Origin of the sequence: Salipiger marinus, assembly GCF_900100085.1 — a bacterium.
GTDB classification, from domain to species: Bacteria; Pseudomonadota; Alphaproteobacteria; order Rhodobacterales; family Rhodobacteraceae; genus Salipiger; species Salipiger marinus.
Genome location: NZ_FNEJ01000006.1, coordinates 42,357 through 68,719, shown reverse-complemented (window position 1 = coordinate 68,719; position 26,363 = coordinate 42,357). Strand labels below are relative to the sequence as shown.

Below are 26,363 nucleotides of genomic sequence, written 5' to 3'. Positions count from 1 at the left end.
GGATCTGACGGAACCATGACACATCTGTGGGTGCGCGCCGAACCCCGCGCCAACGAGCAGCGGGTGGGGATCACCCCCGAAGGTGTGGCGGCGCTGCGGGCGTTGGGGATGCGGGTCACGGTCGAGGACAGCGGCGCCCGCGCCATCGCCACTGCCGGCTACCGCGCCGCCGGGGCGGAGATCGCCCCCGAAGGCAGCTGGCCCGCAGCCCCCGCCGAGGCGCTGATCTTCGGGCTGAAGGAACTGCCCGAGGATGGCACGCCGCTGCGCCACCGCCACATCATGTTTGGTCATGGCTTCAAGGGCCAGCCCGCCGGGCAGGTGCTGCTGCGCCGCTTCCACGCGGGGGGCGGCACGCTTTACGATCTGGAATATCTCACCGATGCGCAGGGCCGCCGGGTCGCGGCGTTTGGCTACTGGGCGGGCTATGCCGGGGCGGCGGTGACGCTGCTGGCATGGGCGGCGCAGGCGCGGGGCGGCATCTGCCCGCCGGTGTCGGTCTGGGCCGATGCGGGCGCGATGGAAGCTGCGGTGCGCGACGAGCTGGATGCCACGGGCAGCCGTCCGCGCGCGCTGGTCATCGGGGCGCTGGGGCGTGTCGGCACCGGCGCCACCGATCTTTGTGCGAAGTCGGGGGTGGAGGTCACGCAATGGGACATGGCCGAAACCGCGCATGGCGGACCCTTCCCCGAGGTGCTGGCGCATGAGGTGTTTTTCAACTGCATCCTCGCGCGGCCCGGCACGCCGGTCTTTGTGCCCGCCGAGGCGCGGCAGGCAGAGCGGCGGCTGCGCGTCATCGGCGACATTGCCTGCGATCCCGACAGCGATTTTTCCCCGGTCAAGGTCTATGACCGCGTCACCGACTGGCAGGCGCCGGTGATCCGCACCCATGAGACGCCGGTGCTGGATGTCATGGCCATCGACAACCTGCCCTCGCTGCTGCCGCGCGAAAGCTCCGAGGATTTTGCCGCCCAGCTTCTGCCGCATCTGCTGGCGCTGGATCAGCTGGATGCGGGCGTCTGGGGCCGGGCGGCCACGGTCTTCCGCGACTATCTGGCCAACCGGCTGTAAACTCAGCCGCCCGGCGGGGCGCCTTCGTCCTGATCGCCGGGCAGCGGGCGCGAGGTGGCGCGGCAGATGTCGCGCAGCGCGTTGCGCAGGCCCTCTTCCAGCGTCGGATGGTAGAACGGGCGCGACAGCAGATCCGAGGCGGTGTGGCCTTCGGTGATCGCCCAAGCCAGCAGATGACCCAGATGTTCGCCCCCGGGCGCGCAGATTTCGGCCCCGGTCAGGCGCCCGTCGGGGGCGGCGGCCTGCAGCAGCACCTGCCCGTGGCCGCGCGCCTCCACCCGGGCGCGGCCCTGATCGCCGTAATCCGACCGCCCGGTCAGCGCCTCGCCCTGCGGCGCACGGCCCACCTGCACCACCGGCGGGTCGGTGAAGATCATGCTGGACGGCACCATGCGCGCGGAGCGCACCACCGCAGGCCATGCCACCGCGTTGCGCCCGGCAATGGCGCCCTCGGCAGAGGCTTCGTGCAGCACCGGACGGTCGGCATTGGCATCCCCCGCGATGAAGACCGGCGCCTCGCCGCATTGCAGGGTTTCGCGGTCAAAGACCGGCACGCCATGATCGTCCAGCGTCAGCCCCGCCGCCTCCAGCCCCAGATCCCGGACATTCGGCGGGCGCCCGGCGGCAAGCAGCACGCGGTCGAACTCCGCAGATCCGCCCTCCCAGCTAAGCCGCACGGCCTCGCCCGCATCCTCGGGCGTGGCCTTGGTGCCCAAATGCAGCACCATCTCGCGGCGCAGGGTGGTCAGCAGCGCCTCGTGCACGGCATCGTCGGCAAGCCCGCCCAGCCGGTCGGCATGATCGAAGAGCGTCACCTCGACCCCGAGCCGCGCCATGGCCTGCGCCAGTTCCAGCCCGATGGGCCCGGCGCCGATCACCGCCAGCCGCTTCGGCAGATCGGGCAGGTCGAACACCGTCTGGTTGGTCAGCACCCGGTCGCCCAAATCCTTGAACGGGCCGGGCACCACCGGCGCCGACCCGGTGGCCAGCACCACGGCGCGGGCGGTGACGCGGCGGCCATCCTCCAGCACCAGCTCGCCCGGCGCGGTGAACCGGGCGCGGGACTGCACGCAGGTGCCTTCGGGCAGGGACTCGAACCCCTCCTTGGTGCTGGCAACAAAATCGTCGCGCAGCGCGCGGACGCGGGCCATCACCGCTGCGCCGTCGATCAGCGGCGGCTGGGTCATGACCCCGAATTCCGGCGCCAGCCGCACGCCATGGGCGGCATTGCCGGCGGCGATCAGCAGCTTGGACGGCATGCAGCCCACCGTGGCGCAGACCGTGCCCGCGAAATAGGGGTCGATCAGCAGGGTCCGCGCGCCTGCCTTGCGCGCGCTGCGTTCGGCGGCAAGCCCGGCGGTGCCCGCGCCCAGAATGGCCACGTCGCAGCTGAGATCGGTCATATTCCTGTCCTTTCGGGTGCGTTGCGGCGCGCGCCTGTCGTCCGCCCGCCGCATCCTCAACCAAGCCGCCGCGTCCCGGGTTCCGTCGCGGCGGCGGGAACCTCGGGGCGTTCGGGGCTGTTGGACATCAAAGCCCGGGCCGCTGCGCGCCCCCCAGCCACGGAGTTCCCATGCAGACTACCCTGACAGTGAACGGTCACACGCGGAGCGTGGACCATGACCCACGCACCACGCTGCTGGACGCCCTGCGCGACAGCCTGCGCCTGACCGGCACCAAGAAAGGCTGCGATCATGGCCAGTGCGGCGCCTGCACCGTGCTGGTCAACGGTCGCCGCATCAATGCCTGCCTGACGCTGGCTGCCATGCATGACGGCGACGAGATCACCACCATCGAAGGTCTGGGCGAGCCCGGCGCGCTGTCGCCGCTGCAGCAGGCCTTCGTGTCCTGCGACGGCTATCAGTGCGGCTTCTGCACTTCTGGGCAGATCATGTCGGCCACCGGCATGCTGGAGGAACTGGCGCGCGGCGATCCCTCGCATGCCTCACCCGATCTGGCGCAGGTCAGCGCCGATGATGCCGAAATCGCCGAACGGATGAGCGGCAATCTCTGCCGCTGCGCCGCCTATCCATTCATCCGCGAGGCGATCAGCCTTGGCGCGAAGGGAGAGCGGTCATGAGAGCGTTTGACTACACCCGCGCCGAAAGCCTCGATCAGGCTGCCGCCGCACTGGATCCTGCCGCCAGCGTGATCGCGGGCGGCACCAACCTGCTTGATCTGATGAAACTGCAGGTCATGACCCCCGAACGGGTGGTGGACATCACGCGCCTGCCCGGTCTGGACGCCATCGAGCCCGAGGGTGAGGGCCTGCGCCTTGGCGCCCTGGTGCGCAATTCCGACCTTGCCGCCGATCCGCGCATCCGCGCGCGCTATCCGCTGCTGTCCCGCGCGCTGCTCTCTGGCGCGTCGGGGCAGATCCGCAACAAGGCGACCACCGGCGGCAACCTGCTGCAGCGCACCCGCTGCCCGTATTTCTATGACCCGGCGATGGCCTGCAGCAAGCGCGAGCCCGGCGCGGGCTGCGCGGCACAGGGCGGCGTGGGGCGGATGCTGGCAATCTTCGGCACCTCGGACGCCTGTCTTGCCGCGCATCCTTCCGACATGGCGGTGGCGCTGCGCGCGCTTGACGCCGAGGTGGAGGTGCGCAGCCGCGATGGCGGCTTGCGTCGGCTGGCTCTGGACGAGCTTTACCGCCTGCCGGGCGACCGCCCCGATCTGGAAACCACGCTCGCCGCAGATGACCTTATCACGGCGGTGATCCTGCCCGCGCCGGTGGCGGGATCGGTGCAGGCCTATCGCAAGCTGCGCGACCGCGCCTCCTATGCCTTTGCGCTGGTGTCGGTGGCTGCCGTGATCCGCATGGATCAGGGCCGCATCGGACAGGCGGCGCTGGCCTTTGGCGGCGTGGCGCCGCGCCCGTGGCGCGATGCGGGGCTTGAGGCGATGCTGCATGGCAAAACGCCCGACGAGGCGCTGTTCCGCGAGGTGGCGCAGCGGCTGACCGCCGATCCCGCGCCCAATCCCGATACCGAGTTCAAGCGCCCGCTGCTGCGCCGCACGCTGGTTGCGGTGCTGCGCGAGGCGACCGGGCTCGCCCAACCCTCCATCGGCACCGATGCCACGAAGGACGCCGCATGACCCAGACTTTCCGCATGGACAAGCCGCAGCCCCGGCTGCTGGACGAAACCCGGCAGGGCGTGATCGGCACGTCCATGGACCGGCCCGACGGCCCGCTGAAGGTCAGCGGTCAGGCCACCTATACCGCCGACGCGCTGCCCGAGGGCTGCGTGCATGGCATGCTGGTGCGCGCCACGGTGACGCGGGGCCATCTGCGCGACATCGACCGCGACAGCATCGCCGACATTCCCGGCCTGCTGGCGGTGGTGCGCGACCCGCGCTTCCTGCGCAACCCGGCGCAGGGCATGGCCGGGGAGGCGCCGGACCAGCCGGGCGACCGCATCGACTATCACGGCCAGCCGGTGGCGCTGGTGGTGGCCGAAACCTTCGAGGCGGCGCGCGACGGGGCGCTGCGGCTGAAGCTGCGCTTTGACAGCGTGGCGGCAGAGGTGGACCCGGACCATGCCACGGAGGTGGAGCCGCAGGATCCGACCGAAAGCGGCGACTGGAACGCCGCATGGTCCGGTGCCGCGCATCAGGTCGATGTGGTCTATACCACGCCCTGCCATGCGTCGGCGGCGATGGAGCCGCATGCTGCCGTGGCCGAATGGCAGGGCGACCGGCTGATCCTGCGCGGCGCGCTGCAGATGCTGCGTTTCAACCGCAAGGAACTGGCCGATGCGGTGGGGATCCCGCCCGAACAGGTGCAGATCCTCGCGCCCTATGTCGGCGGCGGCTTCGGCTCCAAGCTGGGCATCGGCACCGAGGCGGTGGCGGCGGCGCTGGCCGCGCGCGAACTGGGCCGCCCGGTGCGTGTGGTCATGGCGCGGCAGACCGTGTTTGACGCCGTGCTGCGCCGCACCGAAACGCGGCAGCACCTGCAGCTGGCCGCCGATGCCGAAGGCAAGCTGCTGGCGCTGGGCCATGACGACCGGGTGTCGAACCTGCCCGGAGAGGAATTTGCCGAACCGGTCAGCAGCGCCTCGCAGTTTCTGTACGGCGCCCGCGCGACGCGGTTCCGGCAGGACATGGTGCGGGTGCATCGCGTGGGCGCTGGCTCGGTCCGCGCCCCGGGCGAGGCGGTGGGGGTCATCGCCATCGAGGCGGCGATGGACGAGCTTGCCGACGCGCTGGGCATGTGCCCGGTGGAGCTGCGGCTGCGCAACCTGCCCGACCAGCACCCGGTGACGGGACAGCCCTTCAGCGCCCGCGCGCTGGCCGACTGCCTGCGCGAAGGGGCAAAAAGCTTCGGCTGGTCCGACCGGCAGGCGCCGGGGGCGCGGCAGGAGGGCGACTGGCTGATCGGCATGGGCATGGCCTCGGCGGCGCGGCCCAACATGCTGGTGAAATCCGCAGCCCGGGTGCGGCTCTCTGCCGAAGGTGCCGTGGTGGAAACCGACATGACCGATATCGGCACCGGCACCTATGCCGTGCTGACGCAGGTCGCCGCCGAAATGCTGGGCCTGCCGCCGGGGCAGGTGACGGTCAAGCTGGGCGACACTGATCTGCCGGGCGCCTCCGGCTCTGGCGGCTCGTTCGGCGCCAGTTCCTCGGGCTCGGCGGTGTTTCTGGCCGCGAAGAAGATCCGCGACCGGCTCGCCGCCAAGCTGGGCTGCGCGCCCGAGGATTTGAGCCTGCAGGACGGGCTGGCGCGCGGCGCCAATCTGGAGGCGCCGATCAATGACCTGCTGGCCGGCGAGGTGCTGGTGGAAGAGGCCGAGATCAAGGGCGGCAAGACGGCGGAAAGCCATTTCTCTGCCGGGTTCGGCGCGCATTTCTGCGAGGTGGCGGTGCATCGTTGGACCGGCGAGGTGCGGGTGCGCCGGATGCATGGCACCTTTGCCATGGGCCGGGTGCTGAACGAAAAAACCGCCCGGTCTCAGGCGGTGGGTGGCATGATCTGGGGGGTGGGATCCGCCCTGCACGAGGACATGTCGCATGATCCGCGCACCGGCCATGTGGTGACCCGCGATCTGGCCAATTACCACATCGCCTCCCATGCCGACATTCCGCGCGACATGCAGGCGGTGTTTCTGGAAGAGCGCGACGATTTCGCCAACCCGCTGCAGAGCAAGGGCGTGGGCGAACTGGGCATTTCCGGGGCAGGGGGCGCGGTGCTGAACGCCATCCACAACGCCTGCGGCGTGCGCATCCGCGACATTCCCGCAACGCCAGACCGCGTCATCGCCGCGCTGGAGGCGGCGGGACGCTGAGGCAGGGCGCCGCGCCCGGCACGATCCGGGCGCGGCGCGATCCGTCTTATTCCGCTGCGCCGACGTGCTCGTCCAGCACTTCGGCGAAATCCTCGTAGGACATGTTGGAATAGGGCTTGCCGTCGATGAGGAAGGACGGCGTGGAGGTGATGTTGTCGCGCGTCGCGTTGGCCTGATACCATTCCACCAGCGTGCGCAGCTGTTCGCCGTCATTCAGGCAGGCATCCAGCTGGTCGCGGCCCACACCGGCCATCAGGCCGATCTTGCGCAGGCTGTCCGCAATGGCCTGATCCGAATTCTGCCGCACCCAGTCGTTCTGGGTCTTGTAGATCATGTCGGTGATGCCGAAGAATTTCTCGGGCCCGCCGCAGCGTGCCACCAGCGAGGCCCACATGCCGTATTTGTCGAAATAGACCTCGCGGTAGACCAGCTTGACCTTGCCGGTCTCGATGTAATTCTCCTCGATCTGCGGCAGCACGTTGGTGGCGAAGCTGGCGCAGTGCGGGCAGGTGTAGGAGGCGTATTCGATCATCTCCACCGGCGCGTCGACATCGCCCTTCACCATCTCGATCACCTGCGGCGCCTCGGCCTCGGCGGTGCTGTCCTGCGCTGCGGCAGCGCCGGGCAGGGCGCCCGTGGCCGAAAGGCCGGGCCCGGTCAGAAGCCAGCCGCCGCCGAGGGCGAAGGCGGTCGCAAGGGCTGCAACGGGAAGAATTCGGGTCATCTGAGATCCTCTTGAGTAAAAACTGCCGCGGCTCAGCCGCGGGATTTGGCGATCACATGGCCGGCAAGACGCGCCAGCGCCTGCCGCAATCCGTCATCGGCGATGCCCCCCGCCACGCCCTCCGCCTCTGCGGTGATTTCCGGCGCTTGGGTGTCGGCGGGTTTGCGGGGCGCGTGGCCAAAGGCCACCCGGCCTTCGGCAAAGCCGGTTGCGGCGGTCTGGGTGATGCGGATGCGGGCGATGGCGTTGTAGCCGTAGACGGCATTGACCTTTTCGCGCAGCGGTTCCTTCTGCATTTCCAGCAGCGGTGCCTGCGCGCCGGTGGTCAGCAGGGTCAGCGTGGCGCCAAAGCCGCCCCGGCCATAGCTGATCTCTACCGGGCGGGCGATGGCGGCGATGTCGGCGCCCGCGATCTCCTCCCAATGGGTCAGCAGCCGGGACTGCGCAAAGCCCCGGGATTCGCTGGCCCGGCGGATCTGCGAGTTCAGCAGCCCCGAGGTGCGCGCGAAGCCATAGGTGGTGCCCTTGTGCCGTGCCATCTTGAATCCCTCTGCCTGACGCTATTCTAGTGACCGCGCCTTCCGGCGCCAGTCCGGAATCAGGAATGTGGCAAACGATCAAGGGAATGTCAGACGTGTGTGACCCGGCAAGGCCCCGCGACCTGCTGCACTGGTATGACCGCCATGCCCGTGTTCTGCCGTGGCGGTTGTCCCCCGCCGACCGTGCGGCGGGTGTCGTGCCGGATCCCTATCGCATCTGGCTGTCCGAGGTGATGCTGCAGCAGACCACTGTCGCGGCGGTGAAGGAGTATTTTCTGGCCTTCACTGCACGCTGGCCCACGGTCACCGCTCTGGCCGCCGCCCCGGATGCCGAGGTGATGGCGGCATGGGCCGGGCTTGGCTATTACGCCCGCGCCCGCAACCTGCTGAAATGCGCCCGCGCCGTGGCCAGCGATCACGGCGGGGTGTTTCCCGACACGCTGGAGGGGCTGCGCGCCCTGCCGGGGATCGGGCCCTATACGGCGGCGGCGGTGGCGGCCATCGCCTTTGACCGGCCCGAAGTGGTGGTGGACGGCAATGTGGAACGGGTCATGGCGCGGCTTCATGACGAACACATGCCGCTGCCGCAGGCCAAGCCGGTGCTGACCGCCCATGCCGCAGCCCTGACGCCGCAGACCCGGCCCGGCGATTACGCGCAGGCGGTGATGGATCTGGGCGCCACGGTCTGCACGCCGCGCAATCCGCTCTGCGGGCTCTGCCCGTGGCGCGGCCCCTGCGCGGCCTGGGCAGCGGGCACCCAGCTTGAACTGCCGAAGAAGACCCCGAAGAAGCGCAAGCCCACCCGGCTGGGCATCGCCTATCTGGCGCGGCGGGTCGATGGCGCATGGCTGCTGGAACAGCGCCCCGACAGCGGGCTTCTGGGCGGGATGCTGGGCTGGCCGGGCAGCGACTGGTCCGAGACCCCGCCCGAGGAGGCGCCGCCCATCCGCGCCGAATGGAAGACCGTGTCCGAAGAGGCGCGGCACACCTTCACGCATTTCCACCTGCGGCTGGTGGTGCGCACGGCCCTGGTGCCCATGGACCGCGCGCCTGCGCGCGGCATGTTCGTGGAGCCCGACACCTTTGACCCCGAGGCGCTGCCCACCGTCATGCGCAAGGCCTTTGCGCTGGTGGGGCGCTGAGCGGGCTTGACCGGCGCGAGATGCCGCAGTGAAATCGCGCCATTGCCTGCTAGGGTGATGTCGCAGCTTGCCGGCAGCGGGCCCGCGCCCCTGTTACGGCAGCCCGAGCCGCCCCGATGCCGGATCGTCAAGGATATGGGCTCATGGTCACGACCACCGCTTCGATCTCGCGCCTTGGCGCCGCGCTGCCGTTCTGGCTGGTCTATGCGCTGCCGCCGCTGCTGTGGCTGGGGGCGGTGCAGGGCGGGCTGTGGGTGCTGCTGGCGCCGCTGGTGACATGGTATCTGTTTTCGGCGCTGGATGCGGCGCTGGGTCTTAACGAGCAGAATGCCGATCCGCAGACCCCCGAGGCGGCGCTGCGCTGGTATCGCTTAGGCGTCATGCTCTGGGCGCCGGTGCAGGCGGTGACGCTGTTCGGGCTGATCTGGTATGTGCAGGCCAGCACGCATCTGGGCGGGTGGGAGAAATTCGGGCTGTTCTTCGGCACGGGGGTGATGACCGGCACGGTGGGCATCGTCTATTCCCACGAGCTTTTGCACCAGCGCAACCGGCTGGAGCGGCGGCTGGGCGACCTGTTGCTGGCCATGGTGCTTTATTCGCATTTCCGGTCGGAACATCTGCTGGTGCATCACCTCTGGGTCGGCACGCCGCGCGATCCGGTCAGCGCGCGCTATAACGAGGGGTTTCACCGCTATTACGCGCGGGTGTTGCGCGACTGCCCGCGCTCGGCCTTCCGCGCCGAGGCGGCGCTGCTGGCGCGGCGCGGCCTGCCATGGTGGCACCGGCGCAACCCGTTCTGGCTGTATCTTGGCCTGCAGGCGGCGCTGCTGGCGCTGGCGGCTGCCTTGGGCGGCTGGGGTGGTCTGGCGCTGTTTCTGGTGCAGGCGGGGGTGGCGATCTGGCAGCTGGAGCTGACCAATTACGTCGAGCATTACGCGCTGACCCGCAAGCATCTGGGCGAGGGGCGCTATGAGCATGTGAAGCCGCATCATTCGTGGAACGCCTCGCATAGGGCCACCAACTGGCTGCTCATCAACCTGCAGCGCCATTCGGACCATCATTACAAGCCCGACCGGCGCTTTCCCCTGCTGCAGAGCTATGCCGAGACCGAGGCGCCGCAGCTGCCCTATGGCTATCCGGTGATGACCATGGCCGCGATGATCCCGCCGCTGTGGCGGCGGATCATGAACCCGAGGGTGCGGGCATGGCGGCGGCGCTGGTATCCCGAGATCGAGGACTGGTCGGCGTATAACCGGGGCGCTCTGCCGCTGCCGCGCGGGGCGTCCTGAGCGGCGTCGTGCGGGCTGCGCGGCAGCGACGCGGGGGTTTCACACCCCCGCACCCCCGTGGAGTTTAGGGGCAAGATGAAGGAGGCGGCTTGCCTTTGTGCCCGTGGCTTCGCAACATGGGTGGTTCCGGAGAGACGAAGGGGATCCCATGTCGCTTGCTGATGCTGCGCGCGCGGTGCGCGAAAACGCCTATGTGCCCTATTCGCGGTTCAAGGTGGGGGCGGCGCTGCGCTCTGCCTCGGGGGCGGTTTATGTCGGCTGCAATGTCGAGAACGTCGCCTATCCCGAGGGCACCTGCGCCGAGGCGGGGGCCATTGCCGCCATGGTGGCGGCGGGCGAGACCGAGATCGCCGAGGCCTATGTGATCGCCGACAGCCCGCTGCCGGTGGCGCCCTGCGGCGGCTGCCGCCAGAAGCTGGCGGAATTCGCCCGGGGCGAGGTGCGGGTGGTGCTGGCGACGCTGGACGGGCTGGAGCAGGAGATGACGGTGGCGGGGCTGCTGCCGGGCGCCTTCGGGCCGGAGCATATGGACCGCGCCTGATGGAGCCGCGCGCGGTCCTGACGGCGCTGCGGCGGGGCGAGGTGCCTGCGGCAGAGGATCTGCGCGCCTTTGCGCGCGGGCTCGCCACCGGCGAGGTGAGCGACGCGCAGGCGGGGGCCTTTGCCATGGCGGTCTGTCTGCGCGGGCTGGGGCCTGCGGGGCGTGCGGCGCTGACCCAAGGCATGCGCGACAGCGGCACGGTGCTGCGCTGGGATCTGCCGGGGCCGGTGCTGGACAAGCATTCCACCGGCGGGGTGGGGGACTGCGTGAGCCTTGTGCTGGCGCCGCTCTTGGCCGCCTGCGGGGTTTATGTGCCGATGATCTCGGGCCGGGGGCTGGGCCATACCGGCGGCACGCTGGACAAGCTGGCGGCGATCCCCGGCTATGACGGGGCGCCCGATGCGGCGCGGCTGCGGTGGGTGGTGGCGGAGGCGGGCTGCGCCATCGTCTCGGCCTCTGACGAGATCGCCCCCGCCGACCGGCGGCTTTACGCGCTGCGCGATGTCAGCGGCACGGTGGAGAGCGTGGATCTGATCTGTGCCTCGATCCTGTCGAAGAAGCTGGCGGCGGGGCTGGAAGGGCTGGTGCTGGATGTGAAATGCGGCAGCGGCGCCTTCATGAAGACACAAGTCGAGGCGGGGGCGCTGGCCCGCGCTTTGGTTGAGACGGCGGAGGCGGCGGACTGTCCCACCGTGGCGCTGGTCACCGGCATGGACCAGCCGCTGGCCCCCAGCCTTGGCAATGCGCTGGAGGTGGCGGAGGCGCTGGCGGTGCTGACCGGGGCGGCGCGGGGGCCGCTCTGCGATCTGTCGCTGGCGCTGGGTGAGGCGCTGCTGGCCCGGGCCGGGATCGCGGACGGGGCGGCACGGCTGCGCGCGGCGCTGGAGAGCGGTGCCGCCGCCGAGCGTATGGGGCGTATGGTGGCGGGGCTGGGCGGGCCTGCCGATCTGCTGGACCGCGCCGCGCGGCATCTGCCGCAGGCGCCGGTGCGGCGCGATGTGCCCGCGCCCGAGGCCGGGCATGTGGCGGTCATCGATGGCGAGGCGCTGGGGCTGGCGGTGGTGCGGCTGGGCGGTGGGCGGCTGCAGAAGGAGGATCGCATCGACCCGGCGGTGGGGCTTGCCGGGATGGTGCGGCTGGGGCAGAAGCTGGACCGCGGCGCGCCGCTGGCGGTGGTGCATGCCGCCACGCCCGAGGCGGCGGAGCGGGCGGTGCGGGAGGTGCAGGCGGCGGTGACGCTGGGGCCTGCGCCGGAACCGCTGCCGCTGGTTTTGGAAAGGATCGGCTGATGCGGGCATTTCTGGTGGTGCTGGATTCGCTGGGGATCGGCGGGGCGCCCGATGCGCAGGCCTATTTCAACGAGGCGCGCCCGGATACCGGTGCCAACACGCTGGGCCATATCGCGCAGGCCTGTGCCGAAGGCCGGGCGGAGACCGGGCGCAGCGGGCCGCTGCGCCTGCCGGTGCTGGACGGGCTGGGGCTGGGCCGCGCGCTGGAGCTTGCCAGCGGACTGGCCGCGCCCGGTCTGGGCGCCGTGCCGGAGGGGCGCTGGGGGGCGGCCACCGAAACCTCGCGCGGCAAGGACACGCCGTCGGGGCATTGGGAACTGGCGGGGCTGCCGGTGCCATGGGACTGGCATTATTTTCCCGATGCGCAGCCCGCCTTTCCGCCCGACCTGCTGGCGCGGGTGCGGCAGGCGGCGGGGACGGACGGCACGCTGGGCAACTGTCACAGCTCGGGCACGGTGATGCTGGACCGGTTCGGCGCCGAGCATCTGCGCAGCGGCTGGCCGATCTGCTACACCTCCGCCGACAGCGTGTTCCAGATCGCCGCCCATGAAGAGCGGTTCGGGCTCGACCGTCTTCTGGCGCTCTGCGAGGCGGTGGCGCCGCTGCTGCATGACATGCGGGTGGGCCGGGTCATCGCGCGGCCTTTTCTGGGCGAGCCGGGCGCCTTTCGCCGCACCGCCAACCGTCACGATTACGCCATCACCCCGCCCGCGCCGGTGCTGACCAACTGGGTGCAGGCGGCGGGGCGGCGGGTGCATGCGGTGGGCAAGATCGGCGACATCTTTTCGATGCAGGGCATCGACACGCTGCGCAAGGGAGACGATGCCACGCTGATGCGCCATCTGCACGATCTGGTGGCGGAGGCCGAAGAGGGCTCGCTGACCTTCGCCAATTTTGTGGAATTCGACAGCCTCTGGGGGCATCGCCGCGACGTGTCGGGCTATGCCCGCGCGCTGGAATGGATGGATGCGGAACTGGGGCGGCTGCTGCCGAAGCTGCAGCCCGGTGACCTGCTGGTGCTGACCGCCGACCACGGCAACGATCCCACATGGTCCGGCACCGATCACACCCGCGAACGGGTGCCGGTGCTGGTGGCGGGGGCGGGATCCGGCGCGCTGGGGCAGGTGGCTTTTGCCGATGTGGCGGCTTCTGTCGCCACGCATCTGAAGGTGGCCCCGCAGGGCCCGGGAAGGAGTTTCCTGTGAGAGATCCCCGCGATCATGACGAGGAGTCGCTGCACCGCATCCGGGCGCTGCCCAAGCTGGAGCTGCATCTGCATATCGAAGGTGCTGCCCCGCCGGGCTTCATCCGCGGCCTCGCGCAGGAGAAATCCATCCGGCTCGACCGCGTGTTCCGCGAGGATGGCAGCTATGCCTATGGCGATTTTGCCGAATTCCTGAAGGTCTATGAGGCGGCGACCTCGGTGCTGACCAGCCCGCGCGACTATGCCCGGCTGACCACCGCCGTGCTGGAGCAATGCGCGGCCTCTGGCGTGATCTATGCCGAGGCGTTCCTGAGCCCGGATTTCTGCGGTGGCGGCGATCTGGGGGCGTGGCGCGAATATCTGCACGCGATGCGCGAAGCGGCGGCGGAGGCCGAGCGCGACATGGGGGTCACCCTGCGCGGCATCGTCACCTGCGTGCGGCATTTCGGCCCCGACAAGGCCAAGGCGGCGGCGCGCTGTGCCGCCGAGACGGCGGATGACTGGCTCTGCGGCTTTGGCATGGGCGGGGATGAAAACCGCGGATCGCAGCGCGATTTCGCCTATGCCTTCGACATGGCGCGCGAGGCGGGGCTGCGGCTGACCACCCATGCGGGCGAATGGCGCGGCCCGCGCGAGGTGCGCGACGCGGTGACCGATCTGCGGGTCGAACGGGTGGGGCATGGCGTGCGGGCCGCCGAGGATCCGGCGCTGTGCGAGATGCTGGCCGAGACGGGCGTGGTGCTGGAGGTCTGTCCGGGGTCGAACGTGGCGCTGGGGGTCTATCCCGACCTGCGCCGCCATCCGATCAACGATCTGCGCGCGCGTGGCGTGAAAGTCACCGTTTCCACCGATGACCCGCCGTTTTTCCACACCACGATGGTGCAGGAATACCAGAACCTTGCGCTTGTCTTCGGCTGGGAGGAAGAGGAGTTCAGAGACCTTGCCAAGACCACGGCCGAGGCGGCGTTCTGTTCTGCGGACACCCGTGCGGCCCTGCTGAAACGACTGGAGCCCGCCACATGAAACACCTCACGATCGTCGATCACCCGCTGGTGCAGCACAAGCTGACCCTGATGCGGGAAAAGGACACCTCCACCGCCAGCTTCCGCCAGCTTCTGCGGGAAATCAGCCTGCTGCTGGCCTATGAGATCACCCGCGACCTGCCGGTGACCAGCAAGCGCATCGAAACCCCGCTGGTCGAGATGGACGCCCCCACCATCGAGGGCAAGAAGCTGGTGCTGGTGTCGATCCTGCGCGCGGGCAACGGGCTGCTCGACGGTATTCTGGAACTGATCCCCGCCGCGCGGGTGGGCTTTGTCGGGCTTTACCGCGACGAGGACACGCTGGAGCCGGTGCAGTATTACTTCAAGGTGCCGAAGAACCTCGAGGACCGGACGGTGATCGCGGTGGATCCGATGCTGGCCACCGGCAATTCCTCGGTGGCGGCGATTGATTTGCTGAAACAGGCGGGGGCCACCGACCTGCGCTTCCTGTGCCTGCTGGCCGCCCCCGAAGGGGTGGAGCGGATGCGGCAGGCCCATCCCGACGTGCCGGTGATCACGGCGGCGCTGGACGAGCGGCTGAACGAAAAAGGCTATATCCTTCCGGGACTAGGGGATGCGGGTGACCGCATGTTCGGCACGAAATAGGCGGGCGCGCGGCTTTACAGGTCACGGGGGATCGGGCATGCTTTGCCCGGTATGTTGTGGGAGCGGACATGAGTTTCAAGACGCTGACGGCCTGTGCCATGCTGGTCCTAGGTGCCGGGGGGGCTGCGATGCCCGCGCTGGCGCAGGGGATCGAGACCATCGCCAGCCCCGCCGAAATGCCGCCGGGCAGCTTTCAGGGCGGCCGTTACGTGGACAGCCGCGGCTGCGTCTTCATCCGCGCCGGGTTTGACGGCGCGGTGATCTGGGTGCCGCAGATGACGCGGGCCGGCGATCAGGTTTGCGGCTATGCGCCAAGCCTTGGCGGCGCCAGCCGCCGGGCGGCGGCAGAGCCCGCACCGGCGCCTGCGCCTGCGCCCGCTCCGGCCCCCGCCGCTGCACCCGAGCCCACACCCACGCCGGCCCCGGTGCCGCGCGTGGCCACGGCCCCGGAACCCCGTCCGCAGCCGCAGGCGGCTCCGGCGCCCCGGCCCGCGCCGAAACCCGCAGCGACCGTGCGCAAGCCGCGTCCCGCTCCGGTGGGCCAGCCGATGCGCACCGTCGCCTCCAAACCGGCGCCGGTGGTCAAGGCGCCCGCGTCGAAACCGCCCTCTGCCCCGCCGCCGGAACTGGTGCGCCGCGTGCCCGCACCTGCTGCGGCGCCCGCGCCGCAGCCCAAGCGCGTGATCACCGGCAGCACCTGCCCGCCGGGCTTTACCGGCGAGATGCAGCGCAACGGCATGGCGGTGCGCTGCGGCCCGCAGACCAGCCCCTTCGTGACCGAGGTGCGCCGGGGCGAGGCGCCGGGGCCGGGCAAGACCGTCTATCGCAACGGCACGGCTGGCCGGAAGGGCAGCTGGGAAGACAGCAATCTGAGCGTGGGACGCCGCGACCGGCTGGTGCCCGCGCATGTCTATCGCGAAGGACCGGCGGTGCAGACCGTCACCCCGGCAGGCTATCGCCCCGCATGGGAGGATGACCGGCTCAACCCCTATCGCGCGTGGCAGACGGTGGATGGCTATTACGACACGCAGCAGGTCTGGACCAACACCGTGCCACGGGACTCGGCGGCGACCGCCCGGAACCATTCGGTGCGCGATCCGATCCTGCTGTTCCCGGGCGTGCCGGGCCGCTGGAAACCGGTGGTCGAGGAGGCGCGCTATCGCACCCCCGCCATGTCCACCCGGTCGGATCCGCCGCTGCGCAGCGCCACCGTGTCCACCCGGTCAGAGCCGCAGGGCGGTGACGCGCGTTATGTCGAGATCGGCGCCTTCACCAGCGCGGGCGGGGCGGCAGAGGCGGCGCGGCGTCTGCAGGGCGCAGGTCTGCCCGTGCGCCTGTCGCAGATGAGCCATGCCGGTCAGGAGATGCGCCGCGTCCGGGTCGGCCCCTATCACAGCAGCACCGCGCTGCGCGGCGCGCTGTCGGCGGTGCAGGCCACCGGCTACGTTCGGGCCTATCTGCGCTGAGGCAGGCGCGCGCGGCGGCGCTCAGCCGTCGCAGATCGCCTGCAGCCGCAGCCAGTCGGCATCGCTGAGCACCTGACGGCTGCCTTCGCGGGCGCGCGGGTCAGCCTCGATCAGCGCGACGGTGGATTCGCCGGTGGCATCGCGGGCATAGGCATAGGGGCTGGACCGCAGTTCCGCTGCGGCAAAGGCATCCAGCAGCGCCTCGGTCGGCACCGGATCGGCGGGCGTGGTCAGCAGCGTTTCGGCATAGCTTTGCAGCGCGCCATCGGGCAGCCTGCCAGTGGTCAGCAGCTTCAGGCTGGACCACAGCCCGGCATGGCGCAGCAGATCGCCCAAGGGATCGGAATGGCGCGCGCGCAGCGCCTCGGCCAGAATATAGCCCGCCGCCACATCCGGATCCTCGTAATCCTCCAGCAGCGCGGCGTTGACGAGGATCATGCCGCCGGGCAGATGCGCGGTGTCGCGCACGCCCTCGGGCAGCACCACCAGCGCATCGCTGCGCGCCTCGCCCAGAACCCGCTGCGCCAGATGCCGGAGCGGCAGCCGCCCCTCTGGTGCGATGCAGGGCTGTCCGGCGACGCGGGTGATCCGCCCCAGAAGATCTTCGCCGATCTCGGCCCGTTTCACGCGCGGCACCACCCGTTCGGCATGGTCCAGCAGCGCGGAGGGCAGCCAGACCAGCGCGCCAAGCGCCAGCACCCCCGCCACCCCGGCAATCACCCGCTGCCGCAGCGTGCCCGGCTGCGGGCGGCGGCGTTCGATGGCGCGCAGCAGCCGTTCGATCGCGTCGACCATGGTGGTTTCGTCTTCGGGCAGTTCCAGCGTTTCGCCGGGATCGCCATCCGGGTGATAGATCGCGGGCAGGCGGCCCCGATTGGCGCGGATGATCGCGGCAATTGACCAATGCGCCAGAGGCCGTCCGGAAAACTCCGAAATGGTGATGGTGGCATCGCCCAGCGACACGATCACCTCACGGCGCTGCGCCTGCGGCTCTGGCCGCCACAGCGCAGTCGCTTCGAGGCGTTGAAACTCCTTGAGTGCGGTCATGCTGGGCTGCTCTGCCTCATGTCAGGGCCTGCTTAGCATGGCGGCGCAAGCGGGGGCAATCGCCCGACCGCGCCGCAGCGGATCCGCGCCACGTCAGGCCCGTGCCCGCTCTGCGCCTGCGGCGATGGCGTCGCGCAGTTTGCGCTCCAGCGTCCGCTGTTTCGAGGGGCTGAAATATTTCAGGCCGAACATGTCCTTGACGTAGAAGCTGTCGACCACCTGTTCGCCATAGGTCGCGATGACGGCGGAGGCGATGTAGACATGCGCCTCTGCCAGCGTGCGGGTCAGGTCATAAAGCAGGCCGGGGCGGTCGCGGGTGTCGACCTCGATGATGGTGTAGATGTCCGACCCCTCGTTGTCGAAGGTGATCGAGGTGGGCACCTTGAAGGCGCGCTCGCGCTTTTTCAGCTTGTCGCGGGACTGGATCGCCTCGCGCGGCTTCACCTCGCCCAGCAGGGTCTTGCGGATGGTGTCGCGCAGCCGCGGGATGCGGGCGGATTCATAGGGCGAGCCGTCGGCATCCTGAATCCAGAAGGCGGCGGTGGCATAGCCGTCCTTGGAGGTGAAGGTGCGCGCGTCCACCACATTTGCCCCCGACAGCGCCAGCGCGCCCGCCAGCCGCGAGAAGATGCCGGGATGGTCCTGCAGCGCGAAACAGACGCGGGTGGCGTCGCGATCCTCGTCGGGATGGATGTCGATCTTGATCTCGTCCTGCTGGATGTCGCGCAGGAGCCGGGCAAAGACCTGATGTGCGGTGACATGCAGCCCCTGCCAGTAGGGTTCGTAATGGCGCTGGGTTTCGGTGCGCAGATCCTTGCCGTCCCAGTCCGCCAGCGCCTCGCGCAGCGCGCGCTTGGCCTCGGTGCCGCGGTTCTCGCGATTGAGCGCTTCCATCCCGTCTTCCAGCGCGCGGCGGGTCTGACGGTAAAGCGCGCGGATCAGTGCTGCCTTCCAGTTGTTCCAGACGCCGGGGCCGACGCCCCGGATGTCGCAGACGGTGAGCACGGTCAGCAGATCCAGCCGTTCCCGGGTCTGCACCGCCTTGGCGAAATCGCGCACGGTGCGCGGGTCGGCGATGTCGCGTTTCTGCGCCATGTCCGACATCAGCAGGTGATAGCGCACCAGCCATTCCACCGTGGCGCTTTCCTGCTTGCCAAGCCCCAGACGCGGCGCCACGCGGCGGGCGATCTGCGCGCCCAGCACGGCGTGATCCTCGTCACGGCCCTTGCCGATGTCATGTAGCAGCAGGGCGACATAGATCACCTTGCGGTTCACGCCCTCGCGCAGGATATGCGAGGCAACGGGCAGTTCTTCGGTCAGATCGCCATGTTCGATCTCTGACAGGTGGCGGATGCACTGGATGGTATGCTCGTCCACCGTAAAGGCGTGATACATGTTGAACTGCATCATCGCCACGATGGGTTCGAATTCGGGGATGAAGGCCGCCAGCACGCCCAGTTCGTTCATCCGGCGCAGCGCGCGTTCCGGATTGCCGTGTTTCAGCATCAGATCCATGAAGATGCGCTGCGCCTCGCGGTCGGTGCGCATGTCGTCATCGATCAGCGTCAGGTTGGCCTTGACCAGACGCATCGCGTCGGGATGGATCAGCAGGCCGGTGCGCAGCGCCTCCTCGAAGATGCGCAGCAGGTTCATCTTGTCGGTCAGGAAGGCCTTGGGGTCGATGATGGCCAGCCGGTTGTGCACCACCTCGTAGCCGTCCTTGACCTGCGGACCGCGCTTGAACATGCGCAGGATCAGCGGCGCGTCCTTCTGGTGCTCCGCCTCCAGCGAGGTCAGGAAGATGCGGGTCAGATCGCCCACCGCCGTGGCGTGGCGGAAGTAATCCTGCATGAACCATTCCACCGCGCGGCGCCCGCCCTTGTCGACATAGCCCATGCGGTCCGCCACCTCGACCTGCATGTCGAAGGTCAGCTGTTCCACCGCCCGGCCCGTGGCCAGATGCATGTGACAGCGGGTCGCCCAGAGAAATTCCTCGGCCTTGTGGAAGGTGCGGTATTCCTCGGGGCGGAACACGCCAAGCCGGACCATCGCCTCGGTGTCGTCGGTGCGGTGGATGTATTTGGTGATCCAGAACAGCGACTGCAGGTCGCGCAGCCCGCCCTTGCCCTCCTTGACGTTGGGCTCCACCACATAGCGCAGCCCCTGCTTGCGGTGGCGCTCGCCGCGCTCTTCCAGCTTGGCGGCGACAAAGGCGCGCTCGCTGCCCTTGAAGAGGTCATTCCACAGCCGCTTGTCCAGATCCTCGGCCAGCGGGCGGTGGCCGATCAGGTAGCGGTGTTCCAGCATGGCGGTGCGGATGGTGAAATCCTCGGCCCCGAGCCGCAGGCAGTCCTTCACCGTGCGCGAGGCATGCCCGACCTTCAGCTTCAGATCCCACAGCATGTAGAGCATCGATTCAATGACGCTTTCGGCCCATGCGGTGATCTTGTGCGGGGTCAGGAACAGCAGATCCACGTCGGAATGCGGCGCCATCTCGCCCCGGCCATAGCCGCCCACCGCCAGAACGGCGAGCCGTTCGCCTGCGGTGGGATTGGGGCGGGGGTGCAGCACTTCGGTCGCCACCTCGAAACACAGGCGCACCAGCCCGTCAGTGACCCAGGTATAGGCATGGGTGACGGGAAAGGCGTTGCGGGGCTGGGCGGCAAAGGCCTGCGCGATGGTCTCGCGTCCGGCATGGCGCGCCTCGTTGAGCAGGCGGACGGTGGCGGCGCGGATCGCGGGTTCGCCGCCCTCCGCGGGCAGGCTGTCAAACAGCCGCGCGCGCAGGGCGGGAAGGTCGAAGATGGTGGCTGCCGGCGCGATCAGATCGTCCGGCAGGATGTCCTCGGGCCGGAGATCAGAAACCGGCGCCGGAGAAGCTGGAGGGGGCAGGGTCAAGAATGGTCACCTGGTTGTTCTGGACGGTGGCGACGGCCAGCCCGCGTTCGTTGGTGCCGTTGGTTTTCAGCCGGAATACACCGCCCGTGCCTTGGAAACCAGCGCCTTGCGTCAGCGCGCGACCGGTCAGCGCATCACGCCGCCCCTGTTCCACCAGCGCGCCAATCGCCGCGATGCCGTCAAAGGCAAGCCCGGCCAGCGGGTGCGGATCGGCGCCATAGGCGGCACGGTAGCGGCTGTTGAAATTGCGCTGCGTCGACTGGTCGGGCATCGCGAACCACGCGCCCTGCGCGCCGGGGAAGGAGAAGAGCTGCGGCGCCACATCCCAGCGGGTCAGGCCGACATACTGCACCTGCGCCGGGGCCACGCCCGCTTCCGGCATCATCTGCAGCAGGATCGGCATGGCCGCATTGGTGGCATCGGTGGAGATGAACACCGACTCCGCGCCGCTCTGTTCGATCACGCCGCCCATGGCGCGCGCGGTTTCGGTCACGCCCTCCATGCTCAGCGGATAGCCCTGCACCGTGGCCACCGACACGCCATTGGCCGAGGCCGCCTGCTGGATCGCGGTTTTGCCGAATTCACCCGGCACGTCCTGCGAATGCAGGATCGCCACGCTGTCGATGCCCTGCCGCTTGCCATAGGCCATCAGCCGGTCTGCGGTGTTCACGAAGGTCGGGCCGAGGATGAACAGGTTGCCCCCGGCAATGGAGGGGTTGTTGGAGAAGGAGAGCACGTTCACGCCCTCGTCCGAGACCACCTTCGACGCTTCGACCGCGACCTCGCCGCGCAGCGGGCCAAGGATGATGCGGGCGCCTTCGTCGACGGCGCGCTGTGCCTCTGCGGCGGCACGGGCGGGCGAACCGCCGGTGTCATAGACGGCAAGGTCGATCTGCGCCCCGTCCAGATCGGCGATGGCCAGACGGGCGGCGTTTTCCAGATCGCGGGCGATGGCGCCCGCGCCCGGATCGGACCGGGGCACCAGTAGCGCCACGCGCACCGGCTGGCCCGGTTCGATGCTGGGCCCCCCCGAGGTGGAGCTGCCGGAAGACAGGTCAGTCAGCGGTGCCACGTCGCAGGCGGCGATGAAGCCGACAGCGGCCAGCGTGGCGATCGGACGCAGCGCCTTGCGGGCGCGGGATAAAACGGCGAACATGGGTGGTGGGCTCCCTCGTGTGACGGGCACGGGGCAACGTGCCCGCGTGGATTTTCCATCAATCATAGTCGAGGAGGGGGACGGGTCCAGTGATGAATCCCGAAAAGGGCGGATTGGCGCCGGGTCTTTATCTGGTGTCGACACCGATCGGCAACGCGCGCGACATCACATTGCGGGCGCTGGACGTGCTCCGCGCGGCGGATGTGCTGGCGGCGGAAGACACGCGCAGTCTCAAGCGGCTGCTGGAAATACATGGCGTGCCGCTGGGGGACCGGGCCTGTCTGGCCTATCACGATCACAATGGCGGGCGGATGCGGCCACGGCTGCTGGCAGCGCTGGCGGAGGGCCGGTCGGTCGCCTATGCCTCGGAGGCGGGCACGCCGATGATCTCCGATCCGGGGTTCGACCTTGCCCGCGCGGCGCGGGAGGCGGGCCATATGGTGACGGCGGCGCCGGGGGTGTCGGCGGTGGTCACCGCGCTGACGCTGGCCGCGCTGCCCACCGACCGTTTCCTGTTTGCGGGCTTCCTGCCCAATGCCGCCGGGGCAAGGCGCAGCGCGCTGCTGGCGCTGCGGGCCGAGACCGCCACGCTCGCCTTTTACGAATCGCCGCGCCGGGTCGGGGCGATGCTGGCGGATGCGGCAGAGATCCTCGGGCCCGACCGGCCCGCCGCCGTCTGTCGCGAACTGACCAAGAAATTCGAGGAAATCCGCAGCGGCAGCCTGTCGGATCTGGCCGAAGCCTATGCCGGAGCCGCGCCAAAAGGCGAAATCGTGGTGCTGGTGGGCAAAGGGGATTCGGAGAAAATTAGCGAATCTGGCTTAGAAACAGAGGTGAAGGAGGCGCTGGGGGGGCGGTCGGTGCGGGATGCGGCCGATCACGTCGCGGCGCTGCATGATCTGCCGCGGCGTCAGGTCTATCAGCTGGCGCTGCGTCTGTCGAAGGAGGTCGAGGGGGAGTCCGACACATGAGCATTGCCGCCCGCCAGATGGAGTTTGATTTTGCCGCTCCGGTGCTGCCCTGCCCGGTGCTGCCCTCGCCGCTGGCGCGGGATGCGCGGCGCCAGCGCGGGCAGGTCAACCATCTTGCCGGGCTCGCGGCGGAAGCGCGGGTCGCGCAGGATTACGAACGGCGCGGATATGTGGTGGCGGGCACCCGCTGGCGCGGCCAGTGCGGCGAAATTGACCTGATCCTGCGCGACGGGCTGGCGCTGGTGTTCGTCGAAGTCAAGAAAAGCCGCAGCTACGACGAGGCCTTCCGCCATCTGGGCTGGCGGCAGGTGCGGCGGCTGATGGCCGCGGCAGAGGAATTTGCGGGCGGCGAACCCTTGGGATCCCTGACCGAGATGCGGTTTGATGTGGCGCTGCTGGATGCGCAGGGCCGGGTCCGGGTGGTGGAGAACGCCTTCGGTCCCTGACCGGGCATTGCACGCCGGGGCAGGCTGGGCCATGAAGGTGCCAAGCCGGTCTGCCGGAACCAGTCAGGGGATGCCCATGAAAATCGCTTTCCAGATGGACCCGATCGGGTCCGTGAACATCACCGCGGACAGCACCTTTCGTCTTGCCGAAGAAGCGCAGGCCCGCGGGCACGAGCTTTTCTACTATGGTCCCGACGATCTCGCCTATGAAGAGGGGCGGATCACCGCCCGCGGCCAGTCCCTGACCGTGCAGCGCCAGCAAGGGGCGCATGCCACGCTCGGCCCGCGCGAGAAGGTGGATCTGGCAGGGTTTGACGTGGTCTGGCTGCGTCAGGATCCGCCCTTTGACATGCATTACATCACCACGACCCATCTGCTTGACCGGCTGGCGGCCACGACGCTGGTGGTCAATGATCCGTTCTGGGTGCGCAATTCTCCGGAAAAGCTGCTGGTGCTGAATTTCCCGGATCTGACGCCGCCCACCACCATCGCCCGGGATCTGCAGACCATCCGCGAGTTCAAGGCGAAACATGGCGATGTCATCCTGAAGCCGCTTTACGGCAATGGCGGCGCGGGGGTGTTCCGGCTGGACGCCAATGACCGCAATCTCAGCTCTTTGCACGAGCTTTTCACCGGCTTCTCGCGCGAGCCGCTGATCGTGCAGAAATACCTGCCTGCGGTCAGCAAGGGCGACAAGCGCGTCATCCTGATTGATGGCGAACCGGTGGGCGCGATCAACCGCGTCCCCGCCGAAGGCGAGGTGCGGTCGAACATGCATGTGGGCGGGCGCCCTGAAAAGGTGGCGCTGACCGACCGCGACCGAGAGATCTGCGCTGCCATCGGGCCGGTGCTGCGCGAAAAGGGGCAGGTCTTTGTCGGCATCGACGTGATCGGCGACTGGCTGACCGAAATCAACGTCACCTCGCCCACCGGCATTCAGGAGCTGGAGCGGTTTGACGGGGTCAATGTGGCAGAGATGATCTGGCAGGCGGTGGAAGCGCGGGTCGCCGCCCGGGCATGAGCCGGCGGCTTACCGCGCTGACGCTGCTGCTGCGATGCGCGGTCAAGCGGCGGCTGGCGCGGGTGCCGGGACCGGAGGCGGCGGAGCGCGATTTTGCCCGCAATGCGCGGCTTTTCCTGCGCCAGCCGCCGCATCTGCGGCAGGTGCGGGGCGGCGGCGGGCTGCACTGGATCAGCGCCGGGCCCTGCGTGCCGGGCCGGGCGCTGCTCTATTTTCACGGCGGCGGCTATGTCGCGGGCAGCCCGGACAGCCACCGGGGCCTGATCGCCCGCCTGTCGCGCCATGCCGCGACCGAGGCCTGCGCGCCGGATTATCCGCTGGCGCCGCACGCGCCTTTTCCCGCAGGATTCGAGGCGGCGCTGGCAGCCTGGGCGCATCTGCGCCGTCTTGGCTACCGGCCGCGGGCGATCGCCCTTGCGGGGGATTCCGCAGGCGGCGGGCTGGCGCTGGCGCTGCTGGCGCAGCTCTGCGCCGAAGGCACGCCGCCCGCCTGCGTGGTGGCGTTTTCGCCATGGACGGATCTGGCCATGACCGGGGACAGCCTGCGCCGCAACCGCAGGCGCGACCCGTTCCTGCCGGTGGAGCGGATCGGCGAACTGGTCGCCACGGTCCGGGGGGATGCCGATCCGCGCGATCCGCGCCTGTCGCCGCTTTATGCCGAGTTTCCGGACCCGCCGCCGGTGATGCTCTGCCATGGCGAAACCGAGATTCTCGCCGATGATGCCTCCCGCATGGCGGACCGGCTGCGCGGCTTCGGCGGGCGGGTGCTGCAGGAGGTGCATCCCGCCGCCCCGCATGCCTGGCCGGTTTTTGACGGCTGGATCCCCGAGGCGCGGGCGACGCTGAAACGGGCGGGCCGGTTTGTTCAGGAGTCCTTCAGCGACACCAGCCGGTAGCTCAGCGCCTCGGACAGATGCGCGCGGCGGATCTCGGGCGCGCCATCCAGATCCGCGATGGTGCGGGCCAGCCGCTGGATGCGGTGATAGCCGCGCAGCGTCAGGCCGAACCGGTCCGCCGCGCGGGTCAGCAGGGCGGCACCCTCGGCATCAAGCGGCGCGATCTCGCCGAGCACGCGCCCGGTGGCATCGGCATTGGTGCGCAGGTCGGGCCATGGCGCCAGCCGCGCCTGCTGCAGGCTGCGGGCGGCGGCAACCCGGGCGGCGACACGCGCCGAGCTTTCCGACGGGGCGGCGCGCTGCATGTCGTCAAAGGGCACCGGCGGCACCTCGATGCGCATGTCGAACCGGTCGAGCAGGGGGCCGGACAGCCGCCCCAGATAGGTTTCGGAACAGACCGGCGCCCGCGAACAGGCACGGGCGGGATCCGCCGCATGGCCGCAGCGGCAGGGATTGGCGGCGGCGATCAGCAGGATGCGGCAGGGATAGGTGGCATGCGCCCCGGCGCGGGATACCGGGATGGTGCCGCGTTCCAGCGGCTGGCGCAGCGCCTCCAGCACATTGCTCTGGAATTCCGGCAATTCGTCCAGAAACAGCACGCCGTTATGGGCAAGGCTGACCGAGCCGGGCCGGGCCCGGGGCCCGCCCCCCACCAGCGCCACCTTGGACACGGTGTGATGTTCCTCGACAAAGGGCCGCTCTGACAGCAGCGCGCCCTCCTTGAGCTGGCCCGCCACCGAATGCACCAGCGAGGTTTCCAGCGCCTCGCGCGGCGTGAGCGGCGGCAGGATCCCCGGCAGGCAGGAGGCCAGCGTGGTCTTGCCGTTGCCGGGCGGGCCGACGAACAGCAGATGGTGCCGTCCGGCGGCGGCGATTTCCAGCGCGCGGCGGGCGCGTTCCTGCCCGATGACATCCGCCATGTCGCGGAACGGGCGCGGCGCCGCAGGGGTGCCGGGCCGCGCGGGGGGGATTGGCGCCGTGCCGGAAAAATGCCGGATGATGTCGGCCAGATGGGCGGCCCCCAGCACCCGGCAGCTGTCCACCCATGCCGCTTCGCGCCCTGAGGCGAGCGGGCAGAGCAGGCTGCGCGCCTCGCTTGCGGCGGCGAGGGCGGCGGGCAGGGCCCCCGCCACCGCGACCAGCCCGCCCTCCAGCGTCAGCTCACCCAGGGCGATGGTCTGCGCCAGTTCGTCGGCTGGAATGACGCCAAGCGCTGCCAGCAGGCCAAGGGCGATGGGCAGATCAAAATGCGATCCCTCCTTGGGCAGATCGGCGGGGGAGAGGTTGACGGTGATGCGTTTGGAGGGCAGCGCGATCGCCATGGAGGTGAGCGCCGCGCGCACCCGTTCGCGCGCTTCCGACACCGCCTTGTCGGGCAGGCCCACGATGGCAAATCCCGGCACGCCGGGCGAGACGGCGCATTGCACCTCGACCGGTCGCGCCTCCACGCCCTCGAAGGCGACCGTATAGGCCAACGCTCCCATCTGTGCCCCTCGCTTGCCGCCCCTGCAGCATCGCCGCGCGGTGTTAGGAAAGCGTTAACACCGCTTTGAGCCGGAGCGGGGGGAGGAAATACGGATAGAGGGACGGCTTTGCCGAAAAATATGTGCCTGCAGTAAACCTTTATAAAGCATCATAAAAACAGAGAAATTTCGCGACAAAAGCCCGCTGATGATATTTTTGTGATCGTCCATCGCCCTTGATTTGTGAATTTAAAAGAAAC

23 protein-coding genes are annotated in these 26,363 nt (G+C 69.4%); 16 read left to right on the top strand and 7 right to left on the bottom strand.

Annotated elements, in window-relative coordinates:
- The first annotated feature begins 15 nt into the window (after nucleotides 1-15).
- Nucleotides 16-1,071 carry a saccharopine dehydrogenase gene (locus BLR51_RS08145; RefSeq protein ID WP_089845808.1) on the top strand — a complete coding sequence of 352 codons (1,056 nt, stop codon included), beginning with the start codon at nucleotides 16-18 and terminating at the stop codon, nucleotides 1,069-1,071.
- A gap of 2 nt (nucleotides 1,072-1,073) precedes the next feature.
- Here BLR51_RS08145 and BLR51_RS08140 read toward each other — a convergent pair whose 3' ends face one another.
- Nucleotides 1,074-2,474 carry a dihydrolipoyl dehydrogenase gene (locus BLR51_RS08140; protein WP_089845806.1) on the bottom strand — a complete coding sequence of 467 codons (1,401 nt, stop codon included), beginning with the start codon at nucleotides 2,472-2,474 and terminating at the stop codon, nucleotides 1,074-1,076.
- Between the two features lie 170 nt (nucleotides 2,475-2,644).
- Here BLR51_RS08140 and BLR51_RS08135 point away from each other — a divergent pair, with 170 nt between their 5' ends.
- From BLR51_RS08135 to BLR51_RS08125, 3 genes are read left to right on the top strand one after another with little or no spacing between them, the layout of a single operon-like run.
- Nucleotides 2,645-3,151: a (2Fe-2S)-binding protein gene (locus tag BLR51_RS08135; protein ID WP_089845804.1), complete on the top strand. Its 507-nt coding sequence runs from the start codon at nucleotides 2,645-2,647 to the stop codon at nucleotides 3,149-3,151.
- On the top strand, nucleotides 3,148-4,170 hold the full coding sequence (locus tag BLR51_RS08130; RefSeq protein WP_089845803.1) for an FAD binding domain-containing protein: 1,023 nt from the start codon (nucleotides 3,148-3,150) through the stop codon (nucleotides 4,168-4,170). Before BLR51_RS08135 ends, BLR51_RS08130 begins: the two co-directional genes overlap by 4 nt.
- Nucleotides 4,167-6,362 (top strand): xanthine dehydrogenase family protein molybdopterin-binding subunit, encoded by a 2,196-nt coding sequence (locus BLR51_RS08125; RefSeq protein ID WP_089845801.1) that lies wholly within the window; start codon nucleotides 4,167-4,169, stop codon nucleotides 6,360-6,362. Before BLR51_RS08130 ends, BLR51_RS08125 begins: the two co-directional genes overlap by 4 nt.
- A 46-nt stretch (nucleotides 6,363-6,408) precedes the next feature.
- On the opposite strand, the gene BLR51_RS08120 is transcribed toward BLR51_RS08125, so the two are convergent.
- Together BLR51_RS08120 and BLR51_RS08115 are read right to left on the bottom strand one after the other, a co-directional pair.
- Nucleotides 6,409-7,086: a DsbA family protein gene (locus BLR51_RS08120; protein ID WP_089845799.1), complete on the bottom strand. Its 678-nt coding sequence runs from the start codon at nucleotides 7,084-7,086 to the stop codon at nucleotides 6,409-6,411.
- A gap of 32 nt (nucleotides 7,087-7,118) precedes the next feature.
- Nucleotides 7,119-7,625, bottom strand: a complete 507-nt coding sequence (locus tag BLR51_RS08115; RefSeq protein WP_089845798.1) for a DUF721 domain-containing protein — start codon at nucleotides 7,623-7,625, stop codon at nucleotides 7,119-7,121.
- Between the two features lie 86 nt (nucleotides 7,626-7,711).
- Here BLR51_RS08115 and mutY point away from each other — a divergent pair, with 86 nt between their 5' ends.
- The 8 genes from mutY (at nucleotide 7,712) to BLR51_RS08075 (ending at nucleotide 16,205) form a co-directional block, all read left to right on the top strand.
- Nucleotides 7,712-8,767, top strand: a complete 1,056-nt coding sequence (gene mutY / locus BLR51_RS08110; RefSeq protein ID WP_375342680.1) for an A/G-specific adenine glycosylase — start codon at nucleotides 7,712-7,714, stop codon at nucleotides 8,765-8,767.
- Nucleotides 8,768-8,910: 143 nt separating this feature from the next.
- On the top strand, nucleotides 8,911-10,056 hold the full coding sequence (locus BLR51_RS08105; RefSeq protein ID WP_089845796.1) for an alkane 1-monooxygenase: 1,146 nt from the start codon (nucleotides 8,911-8,913) through the stop codon (nucleotides 10,054-10,056).
- A gap of 148 nt (nucleotides 10,057-10,204) precedes the next feature.
- On the top strand, nucleotides 10,205-10,597 hold the full coding sequence (locus tag BLR51_RS08100; RefSeq protein ID WP_089845794.1) for a cytidine deaminase: 393 nt from the start codon (nucleotides 10,205-10,207) through the stop codon (nucleotides 10,595-10,597).
- The gene (locus tag BLR51_RS08095) at nucleotides 10,597-11,886 is read left to right on the top strand and encodes a thymidine phosphorylase (protein ID WP_207543593.1); all 1,290 of its coding nucleotides are present in this window, start codon (nucleotides 10,597-10,599) and stop codon (nucleotides 11,884-11,886) included. Before BLR51_RS08100 ends, BLR51_RS08095 begins: the two co-directional genes overlap by 1 nt.
- Entirely contained in the window at nucleotides 11,886-13,091 is a 1,206-nt protein-coding gene (locus BLR51_RS08090; RefSeq protein WP_089845790.1) for a phosphopentomutase, read from the top strand. The genes BLR51_RS08095 and BLR51_RS08090 overlap by 1 nt, the downstream gene beginning before the upstream one ends.
- Nucleotides 13,088-14,113 (top strand): adenosine deaminase, encoded by a 1,026-nt coding sequence (locus tag BLR51_RS08085; protein ID WP_242656683.1) that lies wholly within the window; start codon nucleotides 13,088-13,090, stop codon nucleotides 14,111-14,113. Before BLR51_RS08090 ends, BLR51_RS08085 begins: the two co-directional genes overlap by 4 nt.
- The gene (upp, locus tag BLR51_RS08080; protein WP_089845788.1) at nucleotides 14,110-14,739 is read left to right on the top strand and encodes a uracil phosphoribosyltransferase; all 630 of its coding nucleotides are present in this window, start codon (nucleotides 14,110-14,112) and stop codon (nucleotides 14,737-14,739) included. Before BLR51_RS08085 ends, upp begins: the two co-directional genes overlap by 4 nt.
- Before the next feature lie 68 nt (nucleotides 14,740-14,807).
- Nucleotides 14,808-16,205 carry an SPOR domain-containing protein gene (locus BLR51_RS08075; RefSeq protein ID WP_089845786.1) on the top strand — a complete coding sequence of 466 codons (1,398 nt, stop codon included), beginning with the start codon at nucleotides 14,808-14,810 and terminating at the stop codon, nucleotides 16,203-16,205.
- Nucleotides 16,206-16,226: 21 nt separating this feature from the next.
- Here BLR51_RS08075 and BLR51_RS08070 read toward each other — a convergent pair whose 3' ends face one another.
- The 3 genes from BLR51_RS08070 to BLR51_RS08060 form a co-directional block, all read right to left on the bottom strand.
- Nucleotides 16,227-17,252, bottom strand: a complete 1,026-nt coding sequence (locus BLR51_RS08070; protein ID WP_089845784.1) for a hypothetical protein — start codon at nucleotides 17,250-17,252, stop codon at nucleotides 16,227-16,229.
- A gap of 93 nt (nucleotides 17,253-17,345) precedes the next feature.
- Complete coding sequence (locus BLR51_RS08065; RefSeq protein WP_089845782.1) at nucleotides 17,346-20,150, bottom strand: [protein-PII] uridylyltransferase; 2,805 nt, start codon at nucleotides 20,148-20,150, stop codon at nucleotides 17,346-17,348.
- Nucleotides 20,110-21,306, bottom strand: coding sequence for a penicillin-binding protein activator (locus BLR51_RS08060; RefSeq protein ID WP_089845780.1), 1,197 nt, complete (start codon nucleotides 21,304-21,306; stop codon nucleotides 20,110-20,112). Before BLR51_RS08060 ends, BLR51_RS08065 begins: the two co-directional genes overlap by 41 nt.
- Before the next feature lie 92 nt (nucleotides 21,307-21,398).
- On the opposite strand from BLR51_RS08060, the gene rsmI reads away from it, so the two are divergent.
- The 4 genes from rsmI (at nucleotide 21,399) to BLR51_RS08040 (ending at nucleotide 24,640) form a co-directional block, all read left to right on the top strand.
- A complete protein-coding gene (gene rsmI / locus BLR51_RS08055) occupies nucleotides 21,399-22,277 on the top strand; it encodes a 16S rRNA (cytidine(1402)-2'-O)-methyltransferase (protein ID WP_089845779.1) in 879 nt (292 codons plus the stop codon).
- On the top strand, nucleotides 22,274-22,723 hold the full coding sequence (locus tag BLR51_RS08050; RefSeq protein ID WP_089845777.1) for a YraN family protein: 450 nt from the start codon (nucleotides 22,274-22,276) through the stop codon (nucleotides 22,721-22,723). The genes rsmI and BLR51_RS08050 overlap by 4 nt, the downstream gene beginning before the upstream one ends.
- A gap of 76 nt (nucleotides 22,724-22,799) precedes the next feature.
- Nucleotides 22,800-23,744 (top strand): glutathione synthase, encoded by a 945-nt coding sequence (gene gshB / locus BLR51_RS08045; protein ID WP_089846105.1) that lies wholly within the window; start codon nucleotides 22,800-22,802, stop codon nucleotides 23,742-23,744.
- Entirely contained in the window at nucleotides 23,741-24,640 is a 900-nt protein-coding gene (locus BLR51_RS08040; RefSeq protein WP_089845775.1) for an alpha/beta hydrolase fold domain-containing protein, read from the top strand. The genes gshB and BLR51_RS08040 overlap by 4 nt, the downstream gene beginning before the upstream one ends.
- Here BLR51_RS08040 and BLR51_RS08035 read toward each other — a convergent pair.
- Nucleotides 24,610-26,124, bottom strand: a complete 1,515-nt coding sequence (locus BLR51_RS08035) for a YifB family Mg chelatase-like AAA ATPase (protein WP_089845774.1) — start codon at nucleotides 26,122-26,124, stop codon at nucleotides 24,610-24,612. The two genes, BLR51_RS08040 and BLR51_RS08035, sit on opposite strands and share 31 nt — an antisense overlap.
- Nucleotides 26,125-26,363: the final 239 nt, after the last annotated feature.